Source organism: Mycobacterium sp. URHB0021, from assembly GCF_054057895.1.
Window position 1 is genome coordinate 1,907,205 of record NZ_JBSRZT010000002.1, and the last position, 23,554, is coordinate 1,930,758.

At 66.1% G+C, this 23,554-nt stretch carries 22 protein-coding genes; 4 read left to right on the forward strand and 18 right to left on the reverse strand.

The features are described from left to right. Positions 1 to 4 precede the first annotated feature (4 nt). Positions 5 to 922 (reverse strand): cyclopropane mycolic acid synthase family methyltransferase, encoded by a 918-nt coding sequence (locus tag ACVWWN_RS11675; RefSeq protein ID WP_457144037.1) that lies wholly within the window; start codon positions 920 to 922, stop codon positions 5 to 7. A 129-nt stretch (positions 923 to 1,051) separates the two neighbouring features. On the opposite strand from ACVWWN_RS11675, the gene ACVWWN_RS11680 reads away from it, so the two are divergent. Next, positions 1,052 to 1,987 carry an NAD(P)/FAD-dependent oxidoreductase gene (locus tag ACVWWN_RS11680; protein WP_457144038.1) on the forward strand — a complete coding sequence of 312 codons (936 nt, stop codon included), beginning with the start codon at positions 1,052 to 1,054 and terminating at the stop codon, positions 1,985 to 1,987. 3 nt (positions 1,988 to 1,990) lie between these two features. Here ACVWWN_RS11680 and ACVWWN_RS11685 read toward each other — a convergent pair whose 3' ends face one another. From ACVWWN_RS11685 to ACVWWN_RS11695, 3 genes are all read right to left on the reverse strand, one after another. After that, positions 1,991 to 3,157: a zinc-dependent alcohol dehydrogenase gene (locus ACVWWN_RS11685; protein ID WP_457144039.1), complete on the reverse strand. Its 1,167-nt coding sequence runs from the start codon at positions 3,155 to 3,157 to the stop codon at positions 1,991 to 1,993. Positions 3,158 to 3,171: 14 nt separating this feature from the next. Continuing rightward, on the reverse strand, positions 3,172 to 3,705 hold the full coding sequence (locus ACVWWN_RS11690; RefSeq protein WP_457144040.1) for a hypothetical protein: 534 nt from the start codon (positions 3,703 to 3,705) through the stop codon (positions 3,172 to 3,174). Between the two features lie 81 nt (positions 3,706 to 3,786). Then, the gene (locus ACVWWN_RS11695) at positions 3,787 to 5,046 is read right to left on the reverse strand and encodes a YihY/virulence factor BrkB family protein (RefSeq protein ID WP_457144041.1); all 1,260 of its coding nucleotides are present in this window, start codon (positions 5,044 to 5,046) and stop codon (positions 3,787 to 3,789) included. A gap of 225 nt (positions 5,047 to 5,271) precedes the next feature. On the opposite strand from ACVWWN_RS11695, the gene phoU reads away from it, so the two are divergent. Further along, complete coding sequence (phoU, locus tag ACVWWN_RS11700; protein WP_457144042.1) at positions 5,272 to 5,952, forward strand: phosphate signaling complex protein PhoU; 681 nt, start codon at positions 5,272 to 5,274, stop codon at positions 5,950 to 5,952. 36 nt (positions 5,953 to 5,988) lie between these two features. Here phoU and ACVWWN_RS11705 read toward each other — a convergent pair whose 3' ends face one another. Genes ACVWWN_RS11705 through ACVWWN_RS11745 form a run of 9 tightly spaced genes read right to left on the reverse strand, consistent with a single transcriptional unit; the run spans position 5,989 to position 16,131 of the window. Continuing rightward, a complete protein-coding gene (locus ACVWWN_RS11705) occupies positions 5,989 to 7,293 on the reverse strand; it encodes a UDP-glucose dehydrogenase family protein (RefSeq protein ID WP_457144043.1) in 1,305 nt (434 codons plus the stop codon). Then, positions 7,290 to 8,240 (reverse strand): glycosyltransferase family 9 protein, encoded by a 951-nt coding sequence (locus tag ACVWWN_RS11710; protein ID WP_457144044.1) that lies wholly within the window; start codon positions 8,238 to 8,240, stop codon positions 7,290 to 7,292. Before ACVWWN_RS11710 ends, ACVWWN_RS11705 begins: the two co-directional genes overlap by 4 nt. Continuing rightward, positions 8,231 to 8,944 (reverse strand): SDR family oxidoreductase, encoded by a 714-nt coding sequence (locus tag ACVWWN_RS11715; RefSeq protein WP_457144045.1) that lies wholly within the window; start codon positions 8,942 to 8,944, stop codon positions 8,231 to 8,233. Before ACVWWN_RS11715 ends, ACVWWN_RS11710 begins: the two co-directional genes overlap by 10 nt. Before the next feature lies 1 nt (position 8,945). Continuing rightward, positions 8,946 to 10,355 (reverse strand): D-glycero-beta-D-manno-heptose 1-phosphate adenylyltransferase, encoded by a 1,410-nt coding sequence (gene rfaE2 / locus ACVWWN_RS11720; protein WP_457144046.1) that lies wholly within the window; start codon positions 10,353 to 10,355, stop codon positions 8,946 to 8,948. Continuing rightward, a complete protein-coding gene (locus tag ACVWWN_RS11725) occupies positions 10,352 to 10,921 on the reverse strand; it encodes a D-sedoheptulose-7-phosphate isomerase (RefSeq protein WP_457144047.1) in 570 nt (189 codons plus the stop codon). Before ACVWWN_RS11725 ends, rfaE2 begins: the two co-directional genes overlap by 4 nt. Then, positions 10,918 to 11,937 (reverse strand): glycosyltransferase family 9 protein, encoded by a 1,020-nt coding sequence (locus tag ACVWWN_RS11730; protein ID WP_457144048.1) that lies wholly within the window; start codon positions 11,935 to 11,937, stop codon positions 10,918 to 10,920. Before ACVWWN_RS11730 ends, ACVWWN_RS11725 begins: the two co-directional genes overlap by 4 nt. Then, positions 11,934 to 13,424, reverse strand: coding sequence for an HAD-IIIA family hydrolase (locus ACVWWN_RS11735; protein WP_457144049.1), 1,491 nt, complete (start codon positions 13,422 to 13,424; stop codon positions 11,934 to 11,936). The genes ACVWWN_RS11730 and ACVWWN_RS11735 overlap by 4 nt, the downstream gene beginning before the upstream one ends. Next, positions 13,421 to 15,079, reverse strand: a complete 1,659-nt coding sequence (locus ACVWWN_RS11740; RefSeq protein ID WP_457149093.1) for a carbamoyltransferase family protein — start codon at positions 15,077 to 15,079, stop codon at positions 13,421 to 13,423. The genes ACVWWN_RS11735 and ACVWWN_RS11740 overlap by 4 nt, the downstream gene beginning before the upstream one ends. Before the next feature lie 2 nt (positions 15,080 to 15,081). Further along, positions 15,082 to 16,131: an NAD-dependent epimerase/dehydratase family protein gene (locus ACVWWN_RS11745; protein WP_457149094.1), complete on the reverse strand. Its 1,050-nt coding sequence runs from the start codon at positions 16,129 to 16,131 to the stop codon at positions 15,082 to 15,084. Between ACVWWN_RS11745 and ACVWWN_RS11750 the strand changes: the two genes are divergently transcribed. After that, on the forward strand, positions 16,130 to 17,008 hold the full coding sequence (locus ACVWWN_RS11750; RefSeq protein WP_457144050.1) for a glycosyltransferase family 2 protein: 879 nt from the start codon (positions 16,130 to 16,132) through the stop codon (positions 17,006 to 17,008). The two genes, ACVWWN_RS11745 and ACVWWN_RS11750, sit on opposite strands and share 2 nt — an antisense overlap. Positions 17,009 to 17,018: 10 nt before the next feature. On the opposite strand, the gene ACVWWN_RS11755 is transcribed toward ACVWWN_RS11750, so the two are convergent. The 3 genes from ACVWWN_RS11755 to ACVWWN_RS11765 all read right to left on the reverse strand — a co-directional run bounded on the left by ACVWWN_RS11755 (position 17,019) and on the right by ACVWWN_RS11765 (position 20,551). Next, positions 17,019 to 18,239 carry a glycosyltransferase gene (locus tag ACVWWN_RS11755; protein WP_457149095.1) on the reverse strand — a complete coding sequence of 407 codons (1,221 nt, stop codon included), beginning with the start codon at positions 18,237 to 18,239 and terminating at the stop codon, positions 17,019 to 17,021. A 29-nt stretch (positions 18,240 to 18,268) separates the two neighbouring features. Continuing rightward, positions 18,269 to 19,246: a glycosyltransferase gene (locus tag ACVWWN_RS11760; protein WP_457144051.1), complete on the reverse strand. Its 978-nt coding sequence runs from the start codon at positions 19,244 to 19,246 to the stop codon at positions 18,269 to 18,271. A 294-nt stretch (positions 19,247 to 19,540) separates the two neighbouring features. Then, positions 19,541 to 20,551 (reverse strand): helix-turn-helix transcriptional regulator, encoded by a 1,011-nt coding sequence (locus ACVWWN_RS11765; protein WP_457144052.1) that lies wholly within the window; start codon positions 20,549 to 20,551, stop codon positions 19,541 to 19,543. A 503-nt stretch (positions 20,552 to 21,054) separates the two neighbouring features. Between ACVWWN_RS11765 and ACVWWN_RS11770 the strand changes: the two genes are divergently transcribed. After that, entirely contained in the window at positions 21,055 to 22,584 is a 1,530-nt protein-coding gene (locus tag ACVWWN_RS11770; protein ID WP_457144053.1) for an FAD-dependent oxidoreductase, read from the forward strand. Between the two features lie 71 nt (positions 22,585 to 22,655). Here the strand turns inward: ACVWWN_RS11770 and ACVWWN_RS11775 are convergent, their stop codons facing one another. Both ACVWWN_RS11775 and ACVWWN_RS11780 read right to left on the reverse strand, forming a co-directional pair. Beyond that, positions 22,656 to 22,877: a hypothetical protein gene (locus ACVWWN_RS11775; RefSeq protein ID WP_457144054.1), complete on the reverse strand. Its 222-nt coding sequence runs from the start codon at positions 22,875 to 22,877 to the stop codon at positions 22,656 to 22,658. Positions 22,878 to 23,140: 263 nt separating this feature from the next. Beyond that, a complete protein-coding gene (locus ACVWWN_RS11780) occupies positions 23,141 to 23,491 on the reverse strand; it encodes a MerR family transcriptional regulator (protein WP_457144055.1) in 351 nt (116 codons plus the stop codon). Positions 23,492 to 23,554 lie beyond the last annotated feature (63 nt).

Sequence of the window (23,554 nt, forward strand, 5' to 3'; positions counted from 1 at the left end):
CGTGTCAGGCCTTCGTGCAGGTGAATTGACACACGTCGGTATAGCCTTCGCGGAACAGGTCCGCGCAGCCGGTCAAATAGCGCACGTATCTCTCGAAGACCTCTTCGGAGGTGAGGGCGATCGCCTCATCCTTGTTGTCCTGAAGGTTCGCGGCCCAGATGTCCAGCGTGCGGGCATAATGCGGACGCAAAGGCTGGACCCGGGTCACGTCGAAGCCCGCGTCGCTGGCGTGGTCTATGACTTGCGCGACCATCGGCAGCCGACCGCCGGGAAAGATCTCATCCATGATGAACTTGATGAACCGCAACTTCGTCATCGTGATCGCCAGCCCGCGTTCGGTGGCCTCGTCTTTAGTGGGGACGACGATGGTGTGTAGCAGCATCACGCCGTCATCGGGTAGCAGGTGGTACGTCTGCTTGAAGTAGTCGGCGTATTTCTTGAAGCCGAAATGCTCGAAGGCACCGATCGACACGATCCGGTCGACGGGCTCATCGAACTGCTCCCAGGACTGCAGGCGCACTTCTTTGCTGCGAGGGCTGTCCGAGCTAGCGAACAGCCTGTCGATGTGTGCCTTCTGGTTGTGCGAGAGCGTCAGCCCCACGACGTTGACGTCATATTTCTCGATGGCCCGCAGCATGGTGGCGCCCCAGCCGCAGCCGATGTCGAGCAGTGTCATGCCGGGCCGCAGACCAAGCTTGCCCAGTGACAGATCGATCTTCGCGATCTGCGCTTCGTGGAGAGTCATGTCGTCGCGCTCGAAGTAAGCGCAGCTGTATGTCTGAGTCGGGTCTTGCCAGAGCTCGAAGAAGGCGTTGGACAGATCGTAATGTGACTGGATGTCCGCGGCGTTCGAGCCGCGGGTCAAGGTGGCCGAGTGGCCGACAAGCGGTGATGCCTGCTTTTTACCGGGTGGTTCGGGCATTGCTCTCCTGGCCTTGGCGACTGTGGTGCAAATGTGTCGCTGCCGTGTTCCCCCCTTTGGTCTTTTCTATGCATGCCGCTTTGCTGGCACGGAAACGTTTGACGGCCACGACGCCGGGAATCAAAGGTCATGCCTGAAGAGTGGGACTGCGTGGTCGTCGGGGGCGGGGCGGCCGGGTTGAGTGCCGCGCTGGTGTTGGGCCGGGCGCGTCGGCGAACGGTGGTGATCGACGCCGAAGAGCAGAGCAACCGCGCGTCACCGGTCATCGGAGGTTTCCTCGGTTATGACCGGCGCCCGCCGGCGGAGTTGTATGCCGCCGGCCGACGGGAGTTGTCGTGGTATCCGAGCGTCGACTATCGCCGCGGGCAGGTGCGACGTGGCCATCGCTGCGACAGCGGTTTCGTTCTCGAGGTGGATGACGGTGGATCGATCCGCGCCCGACGAGTGCTGCTCGCGACCGGCATGCTGTACTGTCCGCCGCAGATACCAGGACTGCCCGAATTATGGGGCACCTCGGTGTTTCAGTGCCCGTTCTGTCACGGCTGGGAGATGCGCGATAAACGGCTGGCGGTGCTTGCCGCCGGTGAGGAGGCCGTGCACGCGGCGCTGCTGCTGCGGGGGTGGAGTGACGACGTCGTGGCTCTGACCGACGGGCGATCCGATCTGTCGCACGCCGACGTCGACGCCCTGCGCTCGGCCGACGTGATCGTCGATGACCGCCGCATCGTCGAATTGATCGGTCACGACGGCGAACTGACTGACGTCGCCTTCGCCGACGGCACCCGACTGGCGCGCGACGGATTGCTCGTCGAAACTCCGCTGCGCCAGCGCGCACCGCTTGCCGAGCAGCTCGGGGCGGCATGTACGCCCGGAGCGCTGGCAGTCGACGCGATCGGTATCGATGACATCCACCGCACCAGCGCGGGCGGCGTGTTTGCGGCCGGGGACACCTGCGCCCAGCAGCCGCACCTGGCGGGCGCGGTCGCGGCGGGTTCGCAGGCGGCGATGATCATCGTGCAGAGCCTGTTGGCCGACGAGTTCGGCCTGCCGTATCCGCCGACGTGAAGGCTAGGGCCGCAAGGCAACCCGGATACAGCCGTCGGTTTTGTTCTTGAACATGTCGTAGGCACGCGCGCCCTCTTCGAGGGGCAGGTCGTGGGTGATCAGAATCGACGGGTCGAGGTCGCCCTGTTCGACGTAGTCGAAGAACTGCGGGATGTAGCGCTGGCCGTGCTGTTGCGCGGTGCGCAGCGTGAGTCCCTTGTTCATCAGGACACCCATCGGGAATTTGTCGGTGACCCCATAGACTCCCAGCACCGAGACGACTCCGCCCTTCCGGCAGGCCAGTATCGCTTCGCGCAGCGGAGCGGCGCGGTCGGTTTCCATCCGCAGGAGTTGCTTGGCGCGGTCGTAGACTTCTTGGGCGCCGGTGCTGTGTGCCTCCATGCCGACGGCTTCGATGACCGCGTCGGGACCGCGGCCGCCCGTCGCTTCTCCCAGCACCTCCTGCACGCTGTCGACCTCGGCGTAGTTGATGACTTCGGCGCCGAGTTGCTCGGCGAGAGCGAGGCGTTCGGGAATCCTGTCGATGGATATCACCCGGCCCGCACCGTTGAGCAGGGCGCTGCGCGCGGCCATCAGCCCGACGGCGCCGGCACCCCACACCGCGACCGTGTCGCCGCCGGCGATATCGCAGAAGTCGGCGCCCATGTAGCCCGTCGGTACCGCGTCGGACATGAACAGGGCTTGTTCGTCGGTGACGGAATCCGGTATCGCGAAGCAGTTCACGTCGCCGAATGGCACTCGCACGTATTTGGCGTGTGAGCCCGCGTAACCGCCGAAGGGGTGGGTGTAGCCGTAGATTCCTGCGGTGGTCGAGCCCAGTAACGGCCGCTGCAGTTCGGCGTTCGGATTGGTGGTGTCGCACAGTGAATAGAGGTCGTGCTCGCAGTACCAGCAGTGGTTGCAGGCGATGAACGAGGGCACGACGACGCGGGCGCCGACCTTGGTCTCGGTTACGTCGCGGCCCACTTCGATGACCTCACCCATGAATTCGTGCCCGAACACATCGCCTTCGCGCATCCCGGGAAGGTAGCCGTCGATGAAATGCAGATCCGATCCGCACGTCGTGGTCAGCCTCACCTCGACGATGACGTCGTGGGGGTTGAGGATCTGTGGGTCGTCGACAGTTTCGACGGAAAGGTTGTTGACGCCGTTCCACACCAGTGCTCGCATGTCGTTCTCTTTCCTCAGCGGTCCGAGTTGCGTGCGCTCGGGTTGTATTTGATGGTGGGCACTTCACCGGTGAGCAGCAGCGCACGCGCCCGGTACAGTGCCTTGAACGCCAGAGCTCCGCTCAGTGCGCCGGGCCCGGGGCTGCTGACCTGAGCGATCACTTCGGTCCCGCGCTCCTGCGGTGCATCGCGGAAGTCCAAGACGATCTCGGCGCCGCTGCCGGGATCGAGGTCGGCGAAACGCAGTCGCGCTTCGTCTTCCATGGATACGACGCAGTCCCAGATGAATCTGTCGTTGCCGCCGAATGCGAATACCCACCGCAAGCGTTCCGGTCCGGCCTGCTGCACTTCGGCCACATCGCCGAACACCACCGACAGGCGTTCCGTGTCCTGGAACAGTGCGATCACCTCGCGCCGCGGCCGCGCGATGGTGATCGCCTGCCTGCGCGACCCGGTGCTGGCCTTCTCTCCGACTTTCTCGGTCACCTTCTCACTGACCGTCTCGACGATGTGCTTGGCCCGCTCCTTGGCGGTGTCCATCACGTTCATACCCTGTCCCTCCGAAGTCGTCGGGCACCCGACTACCCACCGCATGTCCACCGAAACGTTGGCACAGCGCGCGACGTTTCGTCAGTGTTGCCGACCGCGCGATTTGCGGAGCTTGCGGCCACGATCGATGTCTTGTTGATCCTTCAACTCGTTCTTCTTGATCACTTGGTCGTCGCGAGGCGGTAGCTGCAGTTCGACCTCGGCGGGGATTCCGGCCTGCAGTTGGCGGCCCCGCTGCAATTCGGCGTCGAGTTCAGCGCCGAAGAGCAGGGCCAGATTGGTGATCCATAGCCACAGCAGGAATACGATCACCCCCGCGAGCGCGCCATAGGTCTTGTTGTAGCTGCCGAAGTGCCCGACATAGAAGCCGAACGCCACAGAGGCGAGCGCCCAGATCACGATGGCGAGGCCGGCGCCGATGCTGATCCAGCGAAACTTCGGCTGCCGGATGTTTGGTGTCGCGTAGTAAAGAGTGGCGACGGCAAGGACGACGAAGACGAGTATCACGGGCCACTTTGCGATGTTCCACACGGTGAGCGCGGCACCGCCGACGCCGAGGGCATTGCCCAGAGCCGACGCTACGGGTCCGCTGATGGCGAGCATGAACGCCACCGCGGCCGCCATGATCAGGCCGGCCAACGTGATCAGCAGCTGTAAAGGACGCAATTTCCACACCGGTCGACCCTCGTCGATCTCGTAGATCCGGTTCATTGCGCGGCCGAATGCGCCGACATAGCCTGACGCCGACCACAGCGCCCCGAGGACACCGACGACCAAAGCGAGGCCGGCAGAAGGAGATTCCACCAACTGTTCGACCGGTTTGCGCAGCGTTTCGATCGCCGAGCCGGGACCGACATCACCGGCGAGCTGCAGCACGGCGTCGGTGGTGCGTCTGCCCTGGCCAAATACACCGAGTAGCGACACCATCACGACCAGCGCGGGAAACAGCGACAACACCGCGTAGTAGGTCAGTGCCGCCGCCAGATCGGTGCACTGGTCCGAGGCGAACTCGCGAGCGGTTCTGCGCAGCACGTAGAGCAGCGACGGCTTGGTCAGTTCGGTCGGCGAATCGGGTCCATCGATGTCCTCGGGGTCGTCGACGGGCGTGACGTCCTGCGGCGTGGAATCGACCTGACCATCGGTCGGCTGCGAGGTGTCGCGGAGTGGGCCGCCGTCGGCAGCGTGGTGTTCTATCCGGGCCGTTGGTGCCGATGATCGCATCGACCTTTGCCGCAGTCGGCTGATATACCGCCCAGCGAGCACACCGCCGACAACCGTCGTCAACAAGGTTACCGAGCGGCGCCGATCAGGCGCCTTGGATGTCGAGGCTTCTGCGGTCATTCCTGCCCCCTCGATAGGTGCGTGGTCGGGGCGACCATCAGTGTCCACCGCAATGCCCGGGGCGGGGGCGGTTGAAACCTCCGCTGATCGTCGATCGCACCAACGAAATTTCCCTCATGTCGTCCAGCGAGAGTTCGCGGGCTGCCGCCACCGGACCCTTCTCGCCCCGGACGTTTCAAACTGACCGGACCGGGTAACTGACTCCGCTCACGGCAGGAGGACATCATGCGTACCGAGTTTCACGCTGATCTCGACCGGTTGACCGCTGAGGTTGCCGAGATGTGTGCGATCGCGTGCGATCTGATCCAATGCGCCACCACGGCTCTCGTCGAAACAGATGTGCACCTGGCCGAGAAAGTGCTTCTCGATCTGCACGGACTGGACCGGTTGCGGGACCGGGCGACCGACCGTGCGTTCGCGCTACTGGCGCTACAAGCGCCGGTGGCCCGGGACTTGCGCGTGGTGGTTTCCTCGATACAGATTGCGGCCGCTGCTGATCGAATGGGCGGCCTGGCCAACAACGTCGCCAAGGTTGTTCGCAGGCACCATCCGGAGCCTGCGGTGCCCACCTCCGCCCTCAGCCATTTCACCGCCATGGCGCAGGTCGCTGTCGAGCTGGCCCGAAGGGTACAGGCTGCCGTCGCAACCTGCGATGCCGCGCAGGCACGGCGCATTCTGGCCGACGACGACATGATGAATGATCTGCACCGCCAGTTGTTCGTCCTCGTGTTGGACAGTCGCTGGCCGCACGGAGCGGCGGCGGCCGCCGATGTCGCCTTGCTGGGCAGGTTCTATGAACGTTTTGCCGACCAGGTTGTGGACATCGCACGCCGCGTCGTGTTCCAGAGCTCCGGCCGCATTGGGGCTGTCGGCTCGGGTAGCGACCTGGTGGCCAGCGATCACTGAATTGCGACGAGAACGCTGACCCGGCGGTACTGCGCGTTAAAAGCCCGACGGCCGCCCGTTCCCCAGATAGCTGAGGCCGGCTCGCTCGATCTCCTTCGGATCCAGCAGGTTTCGTGCATCGAGCAGCGTCGCGTCGGGTGCCTGTTCGGCGATGGCCGCCCAGTCCAGGTCGGCGAACTGCGTCCACTCCGTCAGCACGACGATCGCGTCGGTCGCCTTGGTGGCCCGGTATGGGTCGTCGACCGCGGTGACATTGGCTTGCCGCAACACCGCGGGATCGATTGCGCCGAGCGCCGGATCGTAGCCGCTGACATGGGCGCCCGCCTCGGCCAACTGCGCGCAGACCGCCAGCGAAGGCGAGTCGCGGGTGTCGCTGGTGTCCGACTTGAACGTCAGCCCGAGTACCGTTACCCGCGCCGAAGTCAGCGGTCTTCCCATCGCCCGGCGCAGGGTGTCCACCACCCGCGAGGGTTGCGCGATGTTGGTGACCCGGCATGCCTCCACTTCGGCCAGGGCGACGCCGTGGCTGCGAGCCATGTATAGCAGCGCCGCAGTGTCTTTCGGCAGGCAAGATCCGCCCCAGCCGGGTCCGGGTCTGAGGAATGCCTCTCCGATCCGGTGGTCGGCACCCATACATCTGGTGACGTCGAGGATGTCGGCGTCGACGCGGGCGCAGAGTTCCGCGAGTGAGTTGGCGTACGACAGTTTGACCGCCAGAAACGCATTGCTGGCGTACTTGGCCAATTCAGCGCTCTCCGGGCTCATCTGCATTGCCATCGATGACGTCGGACCGTAGGCGGCGCGGACGAGTTCTGCTGCGCGCTCGTTCAATGCGCCGATGACCAGTCGATCCGGATGACGGAAGTCCTCGACAGCATGGCCCTCCCGGAGGAACTCTGGTGACGAGACCACGTCGATACCCTTGCCTTGCAGCCGGGTTGCGACCCGCCGCGTGGTCCCGATCGGCACCGTCGACTTGAGAACCACTACTGCGCCGGGCGGCAATACCTCGCCCAGCCGGTCAATCGTGGCATCGACTGCCCGTAGGTCGGCGGCGCCTTCCTCGCCACTCGGAGTGGGCACACAGATGAACACGACGTCGCGATCGCGCAGTGCCGCGTAGTCGTCGGTGAAGCGCAAGGTGCCCCGGGACAAGCCGCTGCGCAACAGTTCTGGCATCACGGGCTCGTCGATGACCGCATCGCCCGCGTTGAGCCGGTCGAGTTTGCCACGGTCAACATCGACCGATATCGTGTCGATTCCCCGCTCCGCCAAACACACCGCGGTGGTCAGTCCAACGTAGCCGGCGCCGATGACACCCGCCCGAATCCCGGCCGTCATGCGCAGTCCTGCAGCACCGCGCGACTTGCGGACAGGACGTGTGCCGTGCTCAACAGCAGTAGCCCACTGTCCGGATGCTCGCCGTGGGGATCGCCGCGATGGCCGGCCCACAACACCAGGTGGCGGCCGAAGCGGGGCCCCCATCGGCTCGGCGGGGTGGGCCCGAACAGCAGAACCGACGGAGTATTGGTGGCCGTCGCCACGTGCGCGACACCGGTGTCGCCGCAAACGACCAACCGACAATCGGCGACGAGGGCGACCAACCCCAGTAGGTCCAGCGACCCGGCCTGGACGGCGGACTCCGGTAGTCCCGCGGCTTGGGCGACCTGCATGGCGAGAGAGCGTTCACCCGCCGAACCGGTGATCACCACCTCATGTCCGTCAGCGTCGAGGGCCGCGGCGACAGCCGCGTACCGCTCGGCCGGCCAGCGACGCGCGGCGGCGGCGGCACCGGGATGCACCACGATCACCCCGCGCCGAGACGGATAGCCCTCGGGCCGATCGATCCCCAGATCATCTGTATCACAATCAATCCCCGCCCATTCAAACAAAGCGCACCAACGATCCACCTCATGTAAGTCGCTGCGCCATGGCGGACCGGCCACGTCCGGATGACGCTCGTGTGCGTAGGAGAGCACTGCTTCGGGACGCAGTGCCAGCACGTGCTCGATGCTTTGCGGACCGCAGCCGTGCAAGTTGACCGCCAGGGTCGGTACCCGGTCTAACCGGCAGATATCCCCGAGCCCGCTGGTCGGGGCGACCTCGTCCACGGCTCCGGACAGCATCGCCAATTCCCTCAGGCCCCGAGGGGCGGCGAGCACGATCCTGGCATCAGCGAAATGAGTACGCAAACCGCGCAACGCGGGTAGAGCGGTGAGCAGGTCACCGAGGCCGAGCGCGCGCAGGACACACACCAAGTCCGGGGGCGAAGGGTCGGTCAGGGCCATGAGGATTCCATCGATGAGCACACCACCAACTCCCGCACCTCACAACCGGGCGGTTGCGACAGCGCGAACGCGACCGTTTCGGCGACGTCCTCGGGCTTGTTCAGCTTGGCGTCGGGGGGAGGCTTGTACTGCTCGGTGCGTCCGTCGAAGAAGGGTGTGTGCATGCCGCCGGGAATCAGCAGCGTCACGCCGACCTCACCGGCCAACTCGGCCGCCAGCGCGCGTGTGAATCCGACCACCCCGAACTTCGACGCGCAGTAGGCGGTGGCATCGCCGACCGCCTTGATCCCGAGAGTCGAGGCGCACGTCACGATGCGGCCCTTACTCGACTTGAGGTACGGAAGCGCCGATCGCACCACTGCGGCAGTGCCAAGTAAATTGACCAGGACGACCTGCTCCCAGTCCTTGGCAGGAACACTTTCGAGAGTGCCGCATGAGTCGATGCCCGCGGCGGTGAAGACGCCGTCGATGCGATCTTCCACCCGCTCCGCGAGTTCGGTCACCGCGGCGGAAACGGCGGCGGTGTCGGCGAGATCGGCGCTGACGTAGGCGATGTTCGGGTTCAGCGGAGGCTTCTTGTCGATGACCAGTGGCGTGCCGCCGCGCCGGACCACGGCGTCGACAGTGGCCGCGCCGAGGCCCGACGCGCCGCCGCTGATGAGTACGTTCCCCAGCGAATTACCTTGCGCACGAATTGGTGTCATATCAAGATCCTTTCGGTTGCAGGTGGTCTGAGCGCGCCGCGGCGATCAGCCGGGAGGAGGAGTAGCCGGCGACGGTGGGGATGATGAAGACCTCGCCGCCCTTGCTCTGGACCACTTCGGCTTCAGGAAGGTCGGCCAGCGTGTAGTCGCCGCCCTTGACCCAGACGTCGGGCCGCAGGTCGGCCAGCAGATGCTCCGGCGTGGGGTCGTCGAACACGGCCACCGCGTCGACACACGCCAGCGCGGCGAGTACGCGGGCCCGGTCACCCTCGGACACGATGGGCCGGCCGTCACCCTTCAATTCCCGTACGGACCGGTCCGAATTGATGAGCACGATCAGTGCATCACCCAGTTGACGCGCCTGTCGTAACAACCGGACATGGCCCGTGTGTAGCAGGTCGAAGCACCCGCCCGTGGCCACGACGGTGCGCCCACCGGCCTGCAGGCGACGGGCGAATTCGACCACGTCGGCACCCAGTGGACTTTCCGATGGCGTGGTGTCCAAGCCGATGTCGGCGCCCAGAGCGGGTGTGGACACCGCGGCCGCGCCACCCGCCGCAACGAATCGGGCGGCCGCTTCGACCGCGGTGACCACCGCTGCGCTAGGGTCGGCGCCATCGGCGAGGGCGACCGTGGCCGCCACGGCGAACCGGTCGCCCGCGCCGCACACGTCCGCCCTGGCCGAGGCGCCCGCTGCGATCTGAGGCACGCCGACGTGACAGCAGCCGGCTCCGCCGACGAATACCCGCGCGCCTCTGGCCCCCAGGGTCACGCAGACCGCATCGGCGCCCCACGCTTCGCGCAAACCGTCCACCGAACCGGTATCACCGCAGAGATGTTGTGCTTCTTCGTCATTGGGTGTCACCAGCCTGCAGCCGGGAACGGGGGCACTGCCACGGGGATGTGGATCCCACACCACCGGCGCCTCTGCGGCCACCGACATCAACGCGTCGCGCAGCGACCGCAGCTTCGTCAGCCCGCCGCCGTAGTCGGCGACGCACACTCCACGTGCCGCGGTGAGCACATCGATGACCGGCTCGGGCAGTGGACCGGCAACCGGTGAACCGTCGCCGTGGTCGATGCGCAGCACCGACTGTCCGCGTGCCCGCACCCGCGTCTTGGTGACTGTGGACCCGGTCATGGGCATGTTCACGACCCGAACACCGTTGTTGCCAAGCAACTCCCGTAGCCGACGTCCACTCGCGTCATCGCATATTCCCGTCACCAGCACGACGTTGTCTTCGTGTCGCGCCGCGAGCAGCGCAGCCAGGCCCGCCCCGCCCGGGCGGTGCCAGACCCGCTCGGTGTCGACGACCGGCACCGGCGCCTCGGGGCTGAGCCGGGTCGCCGACCCCTCCAAGTCGATGTCGAGCAAGACATCGCCCACGATGACAAGTGGTCGGGTACTCATGAAGCCTGCTTGCCCAGAAGCACACTGTCGACTGCCATGCAGAGCGAATGTGCCAGCAGAAGATGCACCTCCTGCACGGTGGCCGTCGTGGCGGCGTCGACACAGATGGCATCGTGACAGGTGCCGGCCAGCGGATTGGGGGCGCGGCCGGTCAGCGCCCACGTCACCATGCCCACCTCGTGGGCGGCCTTTACGGCAGACAGCACGTTGCGGCTCGCGCCGCTGGTGGACAGGGCCACCAGCACGTCGCCGGATCGGCCGTGAGCGCGCACGCCGCGGGCGAACATCTCGTCCTCGCCGTAGTCGTTGGCAATCGCCGTCAGTGCCGACGTGTCTGCATGCAACGAGATCGCCGACAGAGGCACACGTTCGGCACGGAACCGCCCCACCAGCTCGGCTGTCAGATGCTGTGCCTCCGCCGCACTTCCGCCGTTACCGCAAGCGAGCAGCCGGCCACCACGGGCGAGTACGTCCGCCAGGTGAGCGCCCCAGCCGGTGATCCGCTCGACGTCGGACTTGGTCCGCACGACGGCGTCGATCAGCGCATCGAAATGTGTTGTGATCATGATTCTCCTGCCCATCTGTGAACGGCTGCCAGTAGTGCCTCATCGGTGATGCCGTCCAGACACGGATGTCCCGGTACCGGACACCGGCGGGCCCGCGTCGCCCGGCAGCGCGCGGTTTGGTCACCCAGGACGGTCACCGAGGTCCCGAACGGACGCCACTGCGAAGCGGGTACCACCGGCGCGAACAGCGACACCACCGGTGTGCCGACCGCGGCGGCGAGATGAGCGGGTCCGGTGTTGGGAGCCACCACCACTCGTGCGGCGCGCAACACTGCGGCCAACTCGGCCAGGTCGGTGCGCCCGCCGAGGTCGACCGCCCCATGGCCGGCCACCTGTGCGGTGAGCGTGCTTTCGGACGGCGCGCCGGTGACGACCACCCGGTAGCCGGCCGAGCACAGAGCACGCACCATGTCGGCGCTGCGGGCGACGCTGGGCATGCGGGCCGGCACCGCCGCCCCGGGGTGATAGACGACGAACGGCTCGTCACCGACAAGACGCGCCACCGCGTCGGGGATACGGCCGGCCCCGCGAACTCGTAGGCCGCCGTCGTCGCCCACGGGTAGTGGGCATCCGCCGGCCTCGGCCAGCGACAATGCCCGCATGGGTTCGGGAATCCCTGCGGCGACGTGATGGCGAAGGTTCAGCAGCGTGCCCGGATAGTCCTCGCAGATGGCCCCGACCCAAGGTGTTCCCGCCATCCGGCACAACAACGCCATGGGCAAAGGTGACTGGTGGAACGACGTGAAGATGAATGCCCGGTCGGCGGCCAGGTCGCGGAGCTGTTTCACCAGCGCATCAACGTGGTCCGCGGTGAGATCCGGTGAATCGAAATCCACCCAGGGAGCCTGCCATTCGATTATTTCACCGATGCCGGGCAGCAGCGCCGCGGCCGCCCGGCCGTGGGGCCCGGCGAGCATCACGACCCGATCGTGTGCGGCCGCGACCGCGCGTATGGCGGGGCCGGTGATCAACACGTCACCCGCGCTGTCCAGTCGGACGACCAACGCCGTGTTCATCGCGCCTCCCGCAGCACCAAAGACACCGCCTCGTTCAACGTGGCGGCCACCCGGGCGTGCGTCCGGGCATGCGCGATCTCGGCGGATCGTGTTCTGGGCGTGGGCACCAACACCGCTCCGGCGTTTGCGGCGAGCGCGGCGTCGACGTCACCGCCGGTGTCGCCGATCATCACGCATCGCTGCGGCGGCACGCCCAGCGATGCGGCGGCGGCGAGCACCATCCCGGGTTGCGGCTTGCGGCAGTCACACCCGTCTCCGTCGTCGTGCAGGCAGACCTGCCAGGAGCCGAAAGGTCCGAGTACCGCGTCGACTTGGTCGTTGACGGCGGTCAGCTGCTGCGGACTGATCAACCCGCGCGCGACACCGGACTGGTTGGTGACGATCGCCAACAACAGACCACGCCGTCGCAGGCGATCGAGTGCCCGCTCGACACCCGGCAGTGGAACCACCCCATCGGGATCGATAAGGAATGGGCCGTCCTCGATGATCGTGTCGTCGCGGTCCAACAACACTGCAAGCACCGGTTCGGGGCCGGCCCGGCGATGCTGCCACTCCCCGGCCAGCCGGTGCCAGACCGCTACGGGCGGAATCAGCACCGAGGTGAACGAAAGCCTTGCCGCCTCCACAGCCGAGTGGGGTCCGGCCAGGAAGCGCCGCAAAGCGAATTCCGCGGTCAAGGCCAGCCATGTCAACGCCCCGACCGCCGCCCACCGCCTGCGGCCGACCGTGGCGGCAAGCGTCGCGGTCAGCGCCGCCGCCACGGTGGCGGTGTGGGCCGGCAGCCTCCCCGGTCCCTCACCGATTCGGCGCCGCCAATCCGCTCCGAACTTTCGTCGCATCAAAGCGTTGTCGCGATTACCGATCTGCGCCCGCACACAACTGAGCAAGGTCGAGCCTGCGACCGGATGGGTGCAACGGCGCATCCCGCCGATGATTCGGTGGCCCGCGGCCACGACCCTCAGGGCCAGGTCGGAGTCCTCCCGATAAGCGCGCGGAAACCGTTCGTCGAAGCCGCCGACGGCGACCAACACATCCCGCCGGTAGACCATGTCGGCGGTGATCCACCGGGCAGTGGCCAGACGCTGCGTCCGGCGCTCGTCGTCGGTGGTCCGCCTCGTCGAGGTCGGTACCAGCAGTACACCCTGGCATCCGGCCGCGCGTGCGTCTTCGGCTCTGATCAGGTCATCCGCCAACCGGGAGAGCCAGTCCGCCTCGGGCACAACGTCGTCGTCGAGGAAGCTCACCCACCGCGTACCGGCGGCGCGCCATCCGACATTGCGCGCAGCGGCGGGTCCTCGTCCCCCGCTGACCAGGACGCGAACCGGCAACGTGGACGACAGCCGAAGTGGTGGACCGGGATCGATCCGATCGTCGACCACGACGACCTCGGCCGGCTGCGGACCGTCGCGATGATTCATTGCAGACACCAAGTCCCGCAGCGTCTCCCGGCCAATCGTGGGAATAACGATGGTGCAATCCAGCCTCATCGCGCCCGCCGCACCACGAAGGGACCGATCGCCAGGAGGTCGATCGGCGAGCTGCCGAAGCACTCCAGCGCGTCGCGCGGGCTGTCGACCATGGGCCGCCCAGCGGTGTTGAAGCTGGTGTTCACGATCACCGGAACACCCGTGCGTTCATCGAACCGCGCGATGGCGTCGTACAGCTGCTTCATGGAGCGCTCGACGGTCTGGATGCGCGCGGTGCCGTCCACGTGGGTGACCGCGGGAATGCGGTCGCGCCATGGCTCGGCGACGTCGTGCACGAACAGCATGTACGGGCTGGGAATCGGTCCGCGGAAAAAGATTTCGCTCGCGCGGTCGGCGAGCACCATGGGCGCTACCGGACGGAACTGCTCGCGGCCCTTGACGGCGTTCAGTCGCTCGAGGTTCTGCACCTGCCGAGGGTCGGCTAACAGCGATCGGCCGCCGAGTGCGCGTGGCCCGAATTCGGCGCGGCCCTGGAACCACCCGACCAGCTGATTGTCGGCCAACGCGTCACCGACCGCGCGTCCCAGATCGGGCGGACGTTCGTACGAGACGGCGGCCTCATCCAGGGCAGCGGCGATCTGAGCGTCGCTCCACCCACGACCGAGTTGCGCCGACGGCATCGGGGTGATCGGCTCGCCCAGTTCGGCGGCCACCGCGAGCGCCGCACCGAGCGCGGTGCCGGAATCCCCGGCGGCCGGCTGTACCCACACATCGGCGAAGCCGCCCTCTGCGTGAATACGGGTATTGGCAACACAATTGAGCGCAACTCCACCGGCCAAGCAGAGATGGTCGGTCTCGACACGGTTGCGCAGCCACCTTACCAGGTCCAGGAGTACCTCCTCCAACACCAACTGCACGCTGCAGGCCAGATCCGCATGTACGGGTTCCGGTCGCGCGAACGCCGAGATCTCATGCGACGGTGTACGTCGCCGCGGCGGAGCCAACCGGTTCCAGTCGATCGGCAGGGTGCGGAATCCGCCGTCGCCACTGAAGTGCACACGCTCGCGCAAGTAGTCGGCGAATCGCGGAACTCCGTACGAGCCCATCGCCATCACCTTGTATTCGTCGCTGGATCGCGTGAAACCCAGGTGTTCGGTGAGGCTTTCATACAGCAGGCCCAACGAGTGCGGTAGTGACTGCGACGCCAGCACGTCGAGCTTGTGGTCGCGATACACCCCCGCGAGCATCGAGGTGCGTTCGCCACGGCCGTCCACCACCAGGACCGCGGCGTCGGGTTCTGGCGCGGCCAGCGCTGTCGAAGCGGCGTGCGCGATGTGATGCCGCACGTGACGCACCGCGTCCGGATCCAGGCCGGGCAGCGCGGCGGCCAGAAATCCGGGCGCCCGTCGGGCATACATCGTGCGCAGATATTCCCACTGTGAGTCGAGACCCTCGAGATCGTCGGATTCGCCCTCCATCAGGGTGGGGTCATATGAGTAACCGACTGCATCGATGTCTTGTGGCTGCAGGCCGGCCTCATCGAGACACCATTTCGCGGCCGCGGTGGGAAGTTCCCATGTGGAGAACGGCACCGCCTGCTTACCGTGCTTGCGGCGGCTGAAGCGCTCTTCCTCCGCGGCGGCCACTACTTGTCCGTCAACGACCAACGCAGCGGCCGGATCGTGGAATACCGCATTGATTCCAAGAATTCGCATCATCAATCCCGTGTTTGTGTTGACGGACAGCGGTCTGAGTTGGCGCGAAACCAGTCCACCGTGGCGGCCAGTCCCTTCGTGTAGCTGACCACCGGTGCCCAGCCCAGCCGGTGCTGCGCCCGGGTGATGTCCGGGCAGCGGCGCCGCGGGTCGTCGGTGACCGCGGGGGTGAATTCGATCGGCGAATCGCTCCCTGCGAGGTCGCGGATCAGCTCCGCGATGCGCAGGACGGTCAGCTCTTCGGGATTGCCGATGTTCACCGGGCCTTCGAAGTCACTCACCGCGAGTGACAGCAGACCCGCTATGGTGTCGTCGACGTAGCACAGCGACCGGGTCTGTTCGCCGCTGCCCGACACTGTCATCGGGTCCCCGTTCAGCGCCTGGCGACAGAAGGTCGGCACGGCGCGGCCATCGTCGGCGCGCATGTGTGGGCCATACGTGTTGAAGATCCGCGCGACGCCTACCGACATCTGACGCTCGCGTCGGTAGGCGAAGGTCAAGGCCTCGGCGTAACGCTTTGCCTCGTCGTACACGCTGCGGGGCCCGATTGGGTTGACGTTGCCCCAGTAGTCCTCTCGCTGAGGATGCTGCAGCGGATCACCGTAGACCTCGCTCGTCGACGCCAACACGAACCGGCCGCCGCTACGCTCGGCTATCCCGAGCGCAATTTCGGTGCCATTTGCTCCGGCACGAAGTGTCGCCGTCGGCAACCGCAGGTAGTCGACGGGTGAGGCAGGGGACGCCAGATGAAAGACCGTGTCGAACAATGTGTCTCGCCATTCCGGAGGCAACGGCTCACTGATGTCGTGGCGCAGGAACCGATATCCACGCTGCCCGTCGAGCCGACCGGCGGGTGCGTTGGTGGACAGATCGTCGATGCACAGCACCTCCATGCCCCGGTCGAGCAGAGCGCGACACAGGTGTCCGCCGAGGAAGCCGCCACCACCGGTCACCAACACTCGTGACATCCGGTGCGCGGGCCGGCGGTCGGCCTCCGGGCGGGGACGTAGGCCGGTTTGGGACGGCGCTCGCCGGGTAGAGCCTCCAGTCATGTCCATGGACCCACGTACGTCGTTCGTCATCGCCAGCCGCGACCGCTCTGACGAGCTCGCGGCCACGGTGGCGCGGCTGCTGGATACGACGAGCTGCCCCGTCGTTGTGGTGGACAACGCATCCGTCGACGACTCCGTAGCGGCGCTCGAGAGGTTGTCGTCGCGTGCCGGTGGACGCCTCAGCGTCGTGGCGCTATCCGAGAATCTCGGCGCGGTCGGCCGAAATGTCGGCGTCGCACACTGCCAGACTCCGTTCGTCGCGTTCTGCGATGACGACTCGTGGTGGGATCCCCAAGCCCCATCGATCGCCGAGACGGTGTTCGATCGGCATCCCACTGTCGCACTGCTCGCGGCGCGCACGGTGATGTGGCCGTCACAGCGCGACGATCCGCTGACAGCGATGCTGGCAGACAGCCCGCTTGGCCGCGATCCCGCGTTGCCCGGCCCTTCGATTCTGGGTTTCCTGGCCTGCTCGGCTGTGGTCCGCAAGGATGCCTTCGAGGCAGCGGGAGGGTTCAGCAAGATATTGCACTTCCGCGGCGAGGAACAGCTGTTGTCCTGGGACCTGTCCGCCCACGGCTGGGACCTCTGCTTCTGCCCGGAATTGTTGGCGTACCACCAGCCGTCGGTAACGCGCCCGACCAACGCTGTCCAGGACGCTCGGAGTTTGCGGAACGCGGCATTGGCTGCCTGGCTGAGGCGGCCGGTCAGACGCTGCGTCGCGGCGGGGGCAGTGCTGGCGCGAGCCGCGGCGCACGATGCCGCGCATGCGCGGGCGTTCGGCGAGGCGCTGCGGCTGCTTCCCACGGTGCTGCGCGAACGGCACCGGCTTCCCGCGGACGTCGAGAACGCCATCGTCCGACTGGAGGCGATCTGAACAACCCGGCTCATCGCGCCACCTGCGCTCGTGCGGGCCCGCGGTCGTCAGCTGACGCCAATGAACGGTAGATGTCCGACATGACCTCTGCGACCCGTTGCCACGAGTAGTGTTGGCATGCCCGGCGCCGACCGGCGTCGCCCAATTCGGTGCGACGGTGCCGGCTCCACAGAATCGGAGCGATTGCGTCGGCACATTCCCGCGGACTCTTCGGCGGCACATGTCTGCCCGTCACGTTATCCACGACGGTGTCGAGCATCCCGCCGACCGCGGAGGCCACCACCGGCACTCCGCATGCCATCGCCTCCAACGGCACGATCCCGAAAGGTTCATACCACGGCGTCGCCGCGACCACGTCGGCCGAGCGCAGCAGCATCGGCATGTCCTCTCGGCAGACCGATCCGTAGAGGTGCACCCGGTCGGCGACGCCGATCTGTGCGGCGAGCTGCTGCAGACGCACAGCTTCTGGATCGGAGTCGAGTTCAGATTTGTCCGGGCCGCCGACAATGACCAATTCGGCATCAGCGATATGACGCATCGCCCGAATCATCGTTTCAAAGCCCTTGCGCGGCACCAGCCTTCCGACTGCCACGATCCGATGGGCTTTCCCGGTCGGCGCGGTCGGGCCCCACGGAGTGAACTCATCGATGTCGACCCCGCACGGCACCACCGAGATCTTGGACCGCGCTCGCCCCATCCTGACGAGCTCTGAGACCTCGTCGGAACACGTCGCGGCGACCCAGTCGATTCGACGGGCGATCCGGGTCTCGAGCGCGATCCGCTCGTCGGGACTCGTGTCATCGACCCCCTGGTGCAGCCTTTTGACCACACCGAGAGCGTGAAACGTCTGAACCGCAGGAATGTCGTGTGCGGCCGCACCGCTCATCGTGGCCAGGCCCGACATCCAGAAATGAGCATGCGCCACGTCTGGGCGCCAACCTCTCCAATGGTCGACAAGAAACCGGCCGAACTCGGGCATATGTTGTAGCAGCTCGTCTTTGGGCAGTCGGCAGGCCGGCCCGGCGGGCACATGTACCACTGAGAATCCCTTGTCGGTGTCCACACGTTCGGGGACGTCGGGATCGTCGCGCCGGGTGTATACGACAACCTCGTGGCCGCGGCGTGCCAGTGCCGCCGACAGCTCGGCCACGGCGACGTTCTGTCCGCCCGCGTCGACGCCACCGAGATTCGCCAGTGGACTGGCGTGTTCGGACACCATGCCGATCCGCATCGGCTTCCGCTTCCGTGATGCGTCAGCGGTCATCTGCATACCTCCTCGATCAGCAGGTTCCACTGGCTCAGGAATCGGTCGATTCCGAACCGCATGAGGGCAAAGTCCCTGGCGGCCTTGCCTGCTGCCTGGGCCGACGCGTGATCGAAGGCGAAAGCCTGGGCAGCCCGGCCGAGTGTCGGCACGTCCGCGCTGACGACACCCGCCTCGGGCGGCACCACAAGCGGCGCCATCGTGGACGCAACCACGACCACGGGCATGCCGAGGAACATGGCTTCGATGAGCGACAAGCCCAGCGAGGTCCAGCGCGCGACGTGCAGATACACCCGTCGCCTGGCCACCTCTGCCATCAATCGTTCGGCCGGGACGTCACCTCGGCCGGTGACCTTCCGCACTTTTCGGCCGGGCCGGTTGAGCTCATCGGTGTCGATTCCCCAGACGTCGATGGGTGTGTAGTCGCTCAGCTCGGCCAGCAAATCGGCGCCCACGGTCCGCCATCGCCGCACCGGTTCATTGATCATCGTTGCCGCAGCACCGATTTCGCCGCTATAGAGCTGGCCAGGATCGTGCACGCCATGAGTGATCACACGTGTCGGCGCAGACCCGTTGTCCCACATGAGCCGGTTGAAGTCGGTCACATGGACCAGCGGGATGTCGCTACGGTGGGCGATCGGGTGCACACTGTCGACCGCGTAGGGCCGGGGCGCATTGTGTTCCACATACACGGCGGGAATGTCGACGCCAGGGCGCCGGCGTAACCACCGCTCCGTCAGTTCCAGTTCTTGCGGCCGTTGCAACACCACGACGTCGAAGTGGTGATACGCCAGGTCCTCCGCCGCGACCTCGGTCGCCCGGGACCAATTCCGTCCGCACAGCCCACGGCCGTGATCGTCGCGCGCACGCGTCACCGGGACGAAATAGGCATGCGGGCCCGCCACGAAGGCGTCCGTCCAGGCGCCGTGCACGTGCCAGACGAGCACTTTTCGCAACCGCGCCGAGGAGGGCATGCACGCGCAAATACCCTATACGTTCTCAGCCAAACACAAACGCGTCGATTCTTTGCGCCGTGTCTCCTGTGAATATTTGCAAGAGCCGTCGGCGGTTCAGCTCGGAGAGTTAAGATGCTGTTGCGCAACCGATCTCGCTGGACAAGTTTGTCCGACGGATCGACTGCGGGTCATCTGTCGGCAACTGATGGATGACACGTTTTCGCTCTTGGTCCGAAATATCCACCAGGCGCACAGTCAACGGAGATGGCGGTCCCTCCGCCGTGCTCAGCGCAGGCTCGAGGTGTCGGCAGCTCACTCGCGTAGCGTCAAATGAGGACTTTGGCCGTAGGTTTGGCGATACAACATTGCAAATCTGCCGGTGTGCGCGAACCTCCAGCGCGCGGCGACGTCATTGACGGTCGTGGTGGTTCTGTCGCCTGCCACGAGGTCTCGATGAGCGTGGTCCAGGCGGACCCGGCGTAGATAGTCCGAGGGCGTCGTATCGAGATAGCGACGAAAAAGATACTGCAGGGCCCGCGGCGACAGGCGCACTGCGCGGGCCATGTCCTGGACACCGATGTCGTCGTGTGCGTTCTCGTCGACGAAGGACATGGCATGTTCCACCTGGGCGGGAAGCGCCGCACCGCTGGAGGTCGGCGCGGATGCAATCGAACAATCGTTGGGAAAGCATGTCAAGACAGTCGCCCCGAGCACGCGCGCGCAGGCGTCGACGATGAGCGGACTGGGTGGCGAACTGTCGGCACAGAGCGAGTCGAATAGGAACTGCGTGTTCCGGTTCCACGCCTCAACTACGGTATCGGCCGAAAGCAGCGTCGATGCGGTGAAGTCGACATCGACGGAGGGTGTCCCCGGGTGCTGGGCAACGACGCGGCGCAACAGCGCGGGTTCGACGACGAAAATGCGAAGGCGCCTCGCCTCGACCCGCAGGGATACGGGCGCACCCCTGCTCGCCAGAAGGACCTGGCGGTTCTCGGTTCCGAGTACCCGGCCCGTCGCGGCTGAACCGCCGCTGTGGTGCGCAGCGCCCTCGAGCACATCCACGACGACGGCTCCCGCCGAAGGGGTGGCATCGAAAAGCGCGGTGGCTGCCATCTCGATTTCGTGGATGCCGAACATCGGACCGGTGTATCGCGCGCGCCGCGCCGGCGCATCGGGCGCCAATATACGTAGCGATACTGCATCGCCGGCAGCGAGCAGGTTCTGCGAGCTCGCCGACTCGAAGTCACTGCGCTCAAGCCCGGCCGTCCGCAACTCGGGCGGAGCGCAGTCTGCCTCACGTATGCCGTCGATTATGTCTGCCATCCCGGTCCACTCCGCTGAGAGCTAGGCATCGTCGCACGAAGCAACTAATCAGCCGCGGCGAGGCGACCATCGGTTTCGCCTATTACTGCTCAGCCGGACAGTATCGACATTACGCCTTGTGGCAGTTCGGGGAGCTTCGGCACTTCAATAACGCGCGGCGGCCCGCGGAACCCCCGCTTCCTGGTGCTGCAGCTTTGCCGTTGCCGTCACCGTCGTGGCGCCGCATCGCGAGCCTTGACCGCCAGCTGGGCCGGGACCGTGCGTAGACTCGGGTGTGTTTTCAGCAAAATCGGAGGCGCACAACGGATTTGGCCAGGCAGCACACAACACTGACGGCGATCTCAGCAACACCCTCATGATCAAGTGCACCGCGATGCGCGCCCCCGATTGGTCCAAGCGAAGCGCCATCCGGTTACCCGGCCAGCGGCCGAGCAATGCGACGGCTGTCGCCTCGACAGCGTGCCTGCTGTTTGGCGTTGCGCAGGCGGGGTACTGGACGCACCATGACTTCGCTGTGGCAAACCGACCGCATCACCTCGACCACGCCGCTGGGAACGATGATCGACGTGCCTCAGGCCGACATCGTCGTGGTCGGTGCGGGCATCACCGGGTTGACCACTGCGGTCCTATTGGCGCGCGCGGGTAAGCGGGTGACCGTGGTCGAAGCGCGCTACGTTGGCGCCGGCACCACCGGAAACACCACCGGTAAGTTGAGCGTCCTGCAAGGCAGCAAGCTTTCCCGCATCGCCGGCAAGCACGGGCGCGACGCCCTGCAGAGGTACGTCAGCGGTAATGCCGAGGGCCGGGACTGGCTGCTGCGGCACTGTGATGACCATGGTCTGCATGTGCAGCGCGAAGACGATCACGCCTATGCGCAGAGTCCGGCGGGAATCAGCACCGCAAAGTCGGTGCTCGACGCGTGCCGGGACGCCGGACTCGAGGGTGCCGAGTGGATCGACACCGCCGACGTTCCTTTCCCTTTCCACGGCGGGGTACGACTACGGGATCAGGCGCAAATCGATCCGATGCCGCTTCTGAACAGCCTCGCAGTGGAACTGGAAACGCACGGCGGGACCTTGCTTCAAGGCGTGCGAGTGGTTTCGGTTTCAGGGCGAAGTCCGCTCCGTGTCGGACTGCAGGAGACTGGAGACGGCGATGACGATCGAAGACGAGTTTTCTCGATCACGACGCCACAATGTGTACTGGCGACCGGAATTCCGATTCTCGACCGCGGAGGTTTCTTCGCACGCCTCAAGCCGCACCGATCGTACTGTCAGGCCTACGACGTCCCCGGTGAGGTGACCCGCCCGATGTTCATCTCCGTCGACTCCCCGACCCGGTCGGTGCGCTACGCACCGACGGCCGGCGGCGACAAACTCATCGTTGGTGGCGCGGGCCACACGGTCGGCCGCGCCGACGAGCCTGCCGACGGCGTGGCCGAACTGGACGATTGGGTGAAGCTGCACTACCCGGGCGCCGTTCAGACACACTTCTGGTCCGCCCAGGACTACACTCCCGTCGCCGAACTGCCCTATGTGGGTCCGCTGTTGCCCAAGATCGACAATGTGCTGGTGGCAACGGGTTTCGACAAATGGGGTCTGACGAACGGCGCGGCCGCCGCGCTGGCATTGTCGTCGCGCGTGCTCGGTGGCCACGTCGAGTGGGCCGACGCGTTCGCCAGCTGGAGCCCGCATGAGCTCACCGGCCTGGCCACCGCATTGCAAGCGAATCTGGAAGTCGGATTCAACCTCGCGAAGGGCTGGGTCAGTCCCATTACCGCCTCGTCGGCCACCGTCGCCGAAGGCGGCGGCATGGTCAGCGGACCGCCGTGGCACCTACGCGCAACGAGCATCACCGACGGGACGCGCCGCACCGTATCCCCGGTCTGCCCGCATCTCGGCGGCATCGTCACATGGAACGGTGCCGACCGGACGTGGGAGTGCCCGCTGCATGGCTCCCGGTTCGCGCCGGACGGGACACTGCTGGAAGGCCCCGCCACCCGCGGTCTCGCCCGGTCAGGTGAGACAGCCTAGGACCCACGCTTCGGCCCCGAGCGGAGACTCGTCGTTCGATTGTCCAGCAAAGTACGGGGCGACGTATCGCTCTACAGCGGGGTGCCCGCACGGTCGGCGAACACCTTGCGCGCATTGGCTGCTAGCGACGCCGGATCGTTGAGCCACGCTTCTGCCACCGCGTCGATGGCGTCGCGCACGTCGGGATGCAAGCCTGAGCATGACGAGCACCGCTGTCCATCGGTAAGCGCACGGACCAGCACCGCGTCGAATGTCCGGCGCTCTTCGTCCGGCGTCAGCCGCTTGTCAAGCATGATCTCTCATGGTGCGCCGATAAGACGCGTCATGCAATCAACTCCGATGAGCAGTCGAGTGGCAATCGGCTCACCGTCCGCTTCATTGGTGCAGATTGCGCGGTCGGGATCTCCCACCGATCCCGATTGTTGTCCAGCCCCTCGGCGTCGCTCTGTCGCAGGCGCGGCGAGGAGGCGGAGGTCGAGTATGGCGGGCGGCTGGGTGCGGCGGCCTGTTGCTGTTCTGCTGCGTCGGCGGCGGGACGGGTGCGGCGGCATCGTGGTTATGGGTTTCCGGTCCTCCTCGTGATGGTCGGTTCCTTGGATCGCAGCCGGGCGTTTTCGGACTTGAGGTCGCTGTTGTCGGAAGCGAGTTCGGTGTTGCGGTGTTCCAGGTGCAAGATCTGGGCGATGCCGGCGATGTTGATGCCCTGGGCAACCAGGTCGCTGATCCGCCGCAGGCGATCCAGGTCGTCCTCGCTGTATCGGCGGGTGCCGCCGTCGGTGCGTCCGGGGGTGAGTAGTCCGCGCCGCTCGTAGAGCCGCAGGGTCTGCGGATCAATGCCGGTCAGCTCCGAGGCCACCGAGATGCCGTACACGCCCCGCGCTGACCGCGGCAGAGGATCGTTAGGCACTGAACGGCTCCCTTTCGCCACCGACTACGTCCGAAAATCATCCTTGCATGAAACTAACTCTAG

Excerpts from the sequence above, each read along its gene's own strand:
- ACVWWN_RS11675 (WP_457144037.1), bottom strand. The coding sequence starts at position 922 with ATGCCCGAACCACCCGGTAAAAAGCAGGCATCACCGCTTGTCGGCCAC.
- ACVWWN_RS11680 (WP_457144038.1), top strand. The coding sequence starts at position 1,052 with ATGCCTGAAGAGTGGGACTGCGTGGTCGTCGGGGGCGGGGCGGCCGGG.
- ACVWWN_RS11685 (WP_457144039.1), bottom strand. The coding sequence starts at position 3,157 with ATGCGAGCACTGGTGTGGAACGGCGTCAACAACCTTTCCGTCGAAACT.
- ACVWWN_RS11690 (WP_457144040.1), bottom strand. The coding sequence starts at position 3,705 with ATGAACGTGATGGACACCGCCAAGGAGCGGGCCAAGCACATCGTCGAG.
- ACVWWN_RS11695 (WP_457144041.1), bottom strand. The coding sequence starts at position 5,046 with ATGACCGCAGAAGCCTCGACATCCAAGGCGCCTGATCGGCGCCGCTCG.
- phoU (WP_457144042.1), top strand. The coding sequence starts at position 5,272 with ATGCGTACCGAGTTTCACGCTGATCTCGACCGGTTGACCGCTGAGGTT.
- ACVWWN_RS11705 (WP_457144043.1), bottom strand. The coding sequence starts at position 7,293 with ATGACGGCCGGGATTCGGGCGGGTGTCATCGGCGCCGGCTACGTTGGA.
- ACVWWN_RS11710 (WP_457144044.1), bottom strand. The coding sequence starts at position 8,240 with ATGGCCCTGACCGACCCTTCGCCCCCGGACTTGGTGTGTGTCCTGCGC.
- ACVWWN_RS11715 (WP_457144045.1), bottom strand. The coding sequence starts at position 8,944 with ATGACACCAATTCGTGCGCAAGGTAATTCGCTGGGGAACGTACTCATC.
- rfaE2 (WP_457144046.1), bottom strand. The coding sequence starts at position 10,355 with ATGAGTACCCGACCACTTGTCATCGTGGGCGATGTCTTGCTCGACATC.
- ACVWWN_RS11725 (WP_457144047.1), bottom strand. The coding sequence starts at position 10,921 with ATGATCACAACACATTTCGATGCGCTGATCGACGCCGTCGTGCGGACC.
- ACVWWN_RS11730 (WP_457144048.1), bottom strand. The coding sequence starts at position 11,937 with ATGAACACGGCGTTGGTCGTCCGACTGGACAGCGCGGGTGACGTGTTG.
- ACVWWN_RS11735 (WP_457144049.1), bottom strand. The coding sequence starts at position 13,424 with ATGAGGCTGGATTGCACCATCGTTATTCCCACGATTGGCCGGGAGACG.
- ACVWWN_RS11740 (WP_457149093.1), bottom strand. The coding sequence starts at position 15,079 with ATGCGAATTCTTGGAATCAATGCGGTATTCCACGATCCGGCCGCTGCG.
- ACVWWN_RS11750 (WP_457144050.1), top strand. The coding sequence starts at position 16,130 with ATGTCCATGGACCCACGTACGTCGTTCGTCATCGCCAGCCGCGACCGC.
- ACVWWN_RS11745 (WP_457149094.1), bottom strand. The coding sequence starts at position 16,131 with ATGACTGGAGGCTCTACCCGGCGAGCGCCGTCCCAAACCGGCCTACGT.
- ACVWWN_RS11755 (WP_457149095.1), bottom strand. The coding sequence starts at position 18,239 with ATGCGGATCGGCATGGTGTCCGAACACGCCAGTCCACTGGCGAATCTC.
- ACVWWN_RS11760 (WP_457144051.1), bottom strand. The coding sequence starts at position 19,246 with ATGCCCTCCTCGGCGCGGTTGCGAAAAGTGCTCGTCTGGCACGTGCAC.
- ACVWWN_RS11765 (WP_457144052.1), bottom strand. The coding sequence starts at position 20,551 with ATGGCAGACATAATCGACGGCATACGTGAGGCAGACTGCGCTCCGCCC.
- ACVWWN_RS11770 (WP_457144053.1), top strand. The coding sequence starts at position 21,055 with ATGACTTCGCTGTGGCAAACCGACCGCATCACCTCGACCACGCCGCTG.
- ACVWWN_RS11775 (WP_457144054.1), bottom strand. The coding sequence starts at position 22,877 with ATGCTTGACAAGCGGCTGACGCCGGACGAAGAGCGCCGGACATTCGAC.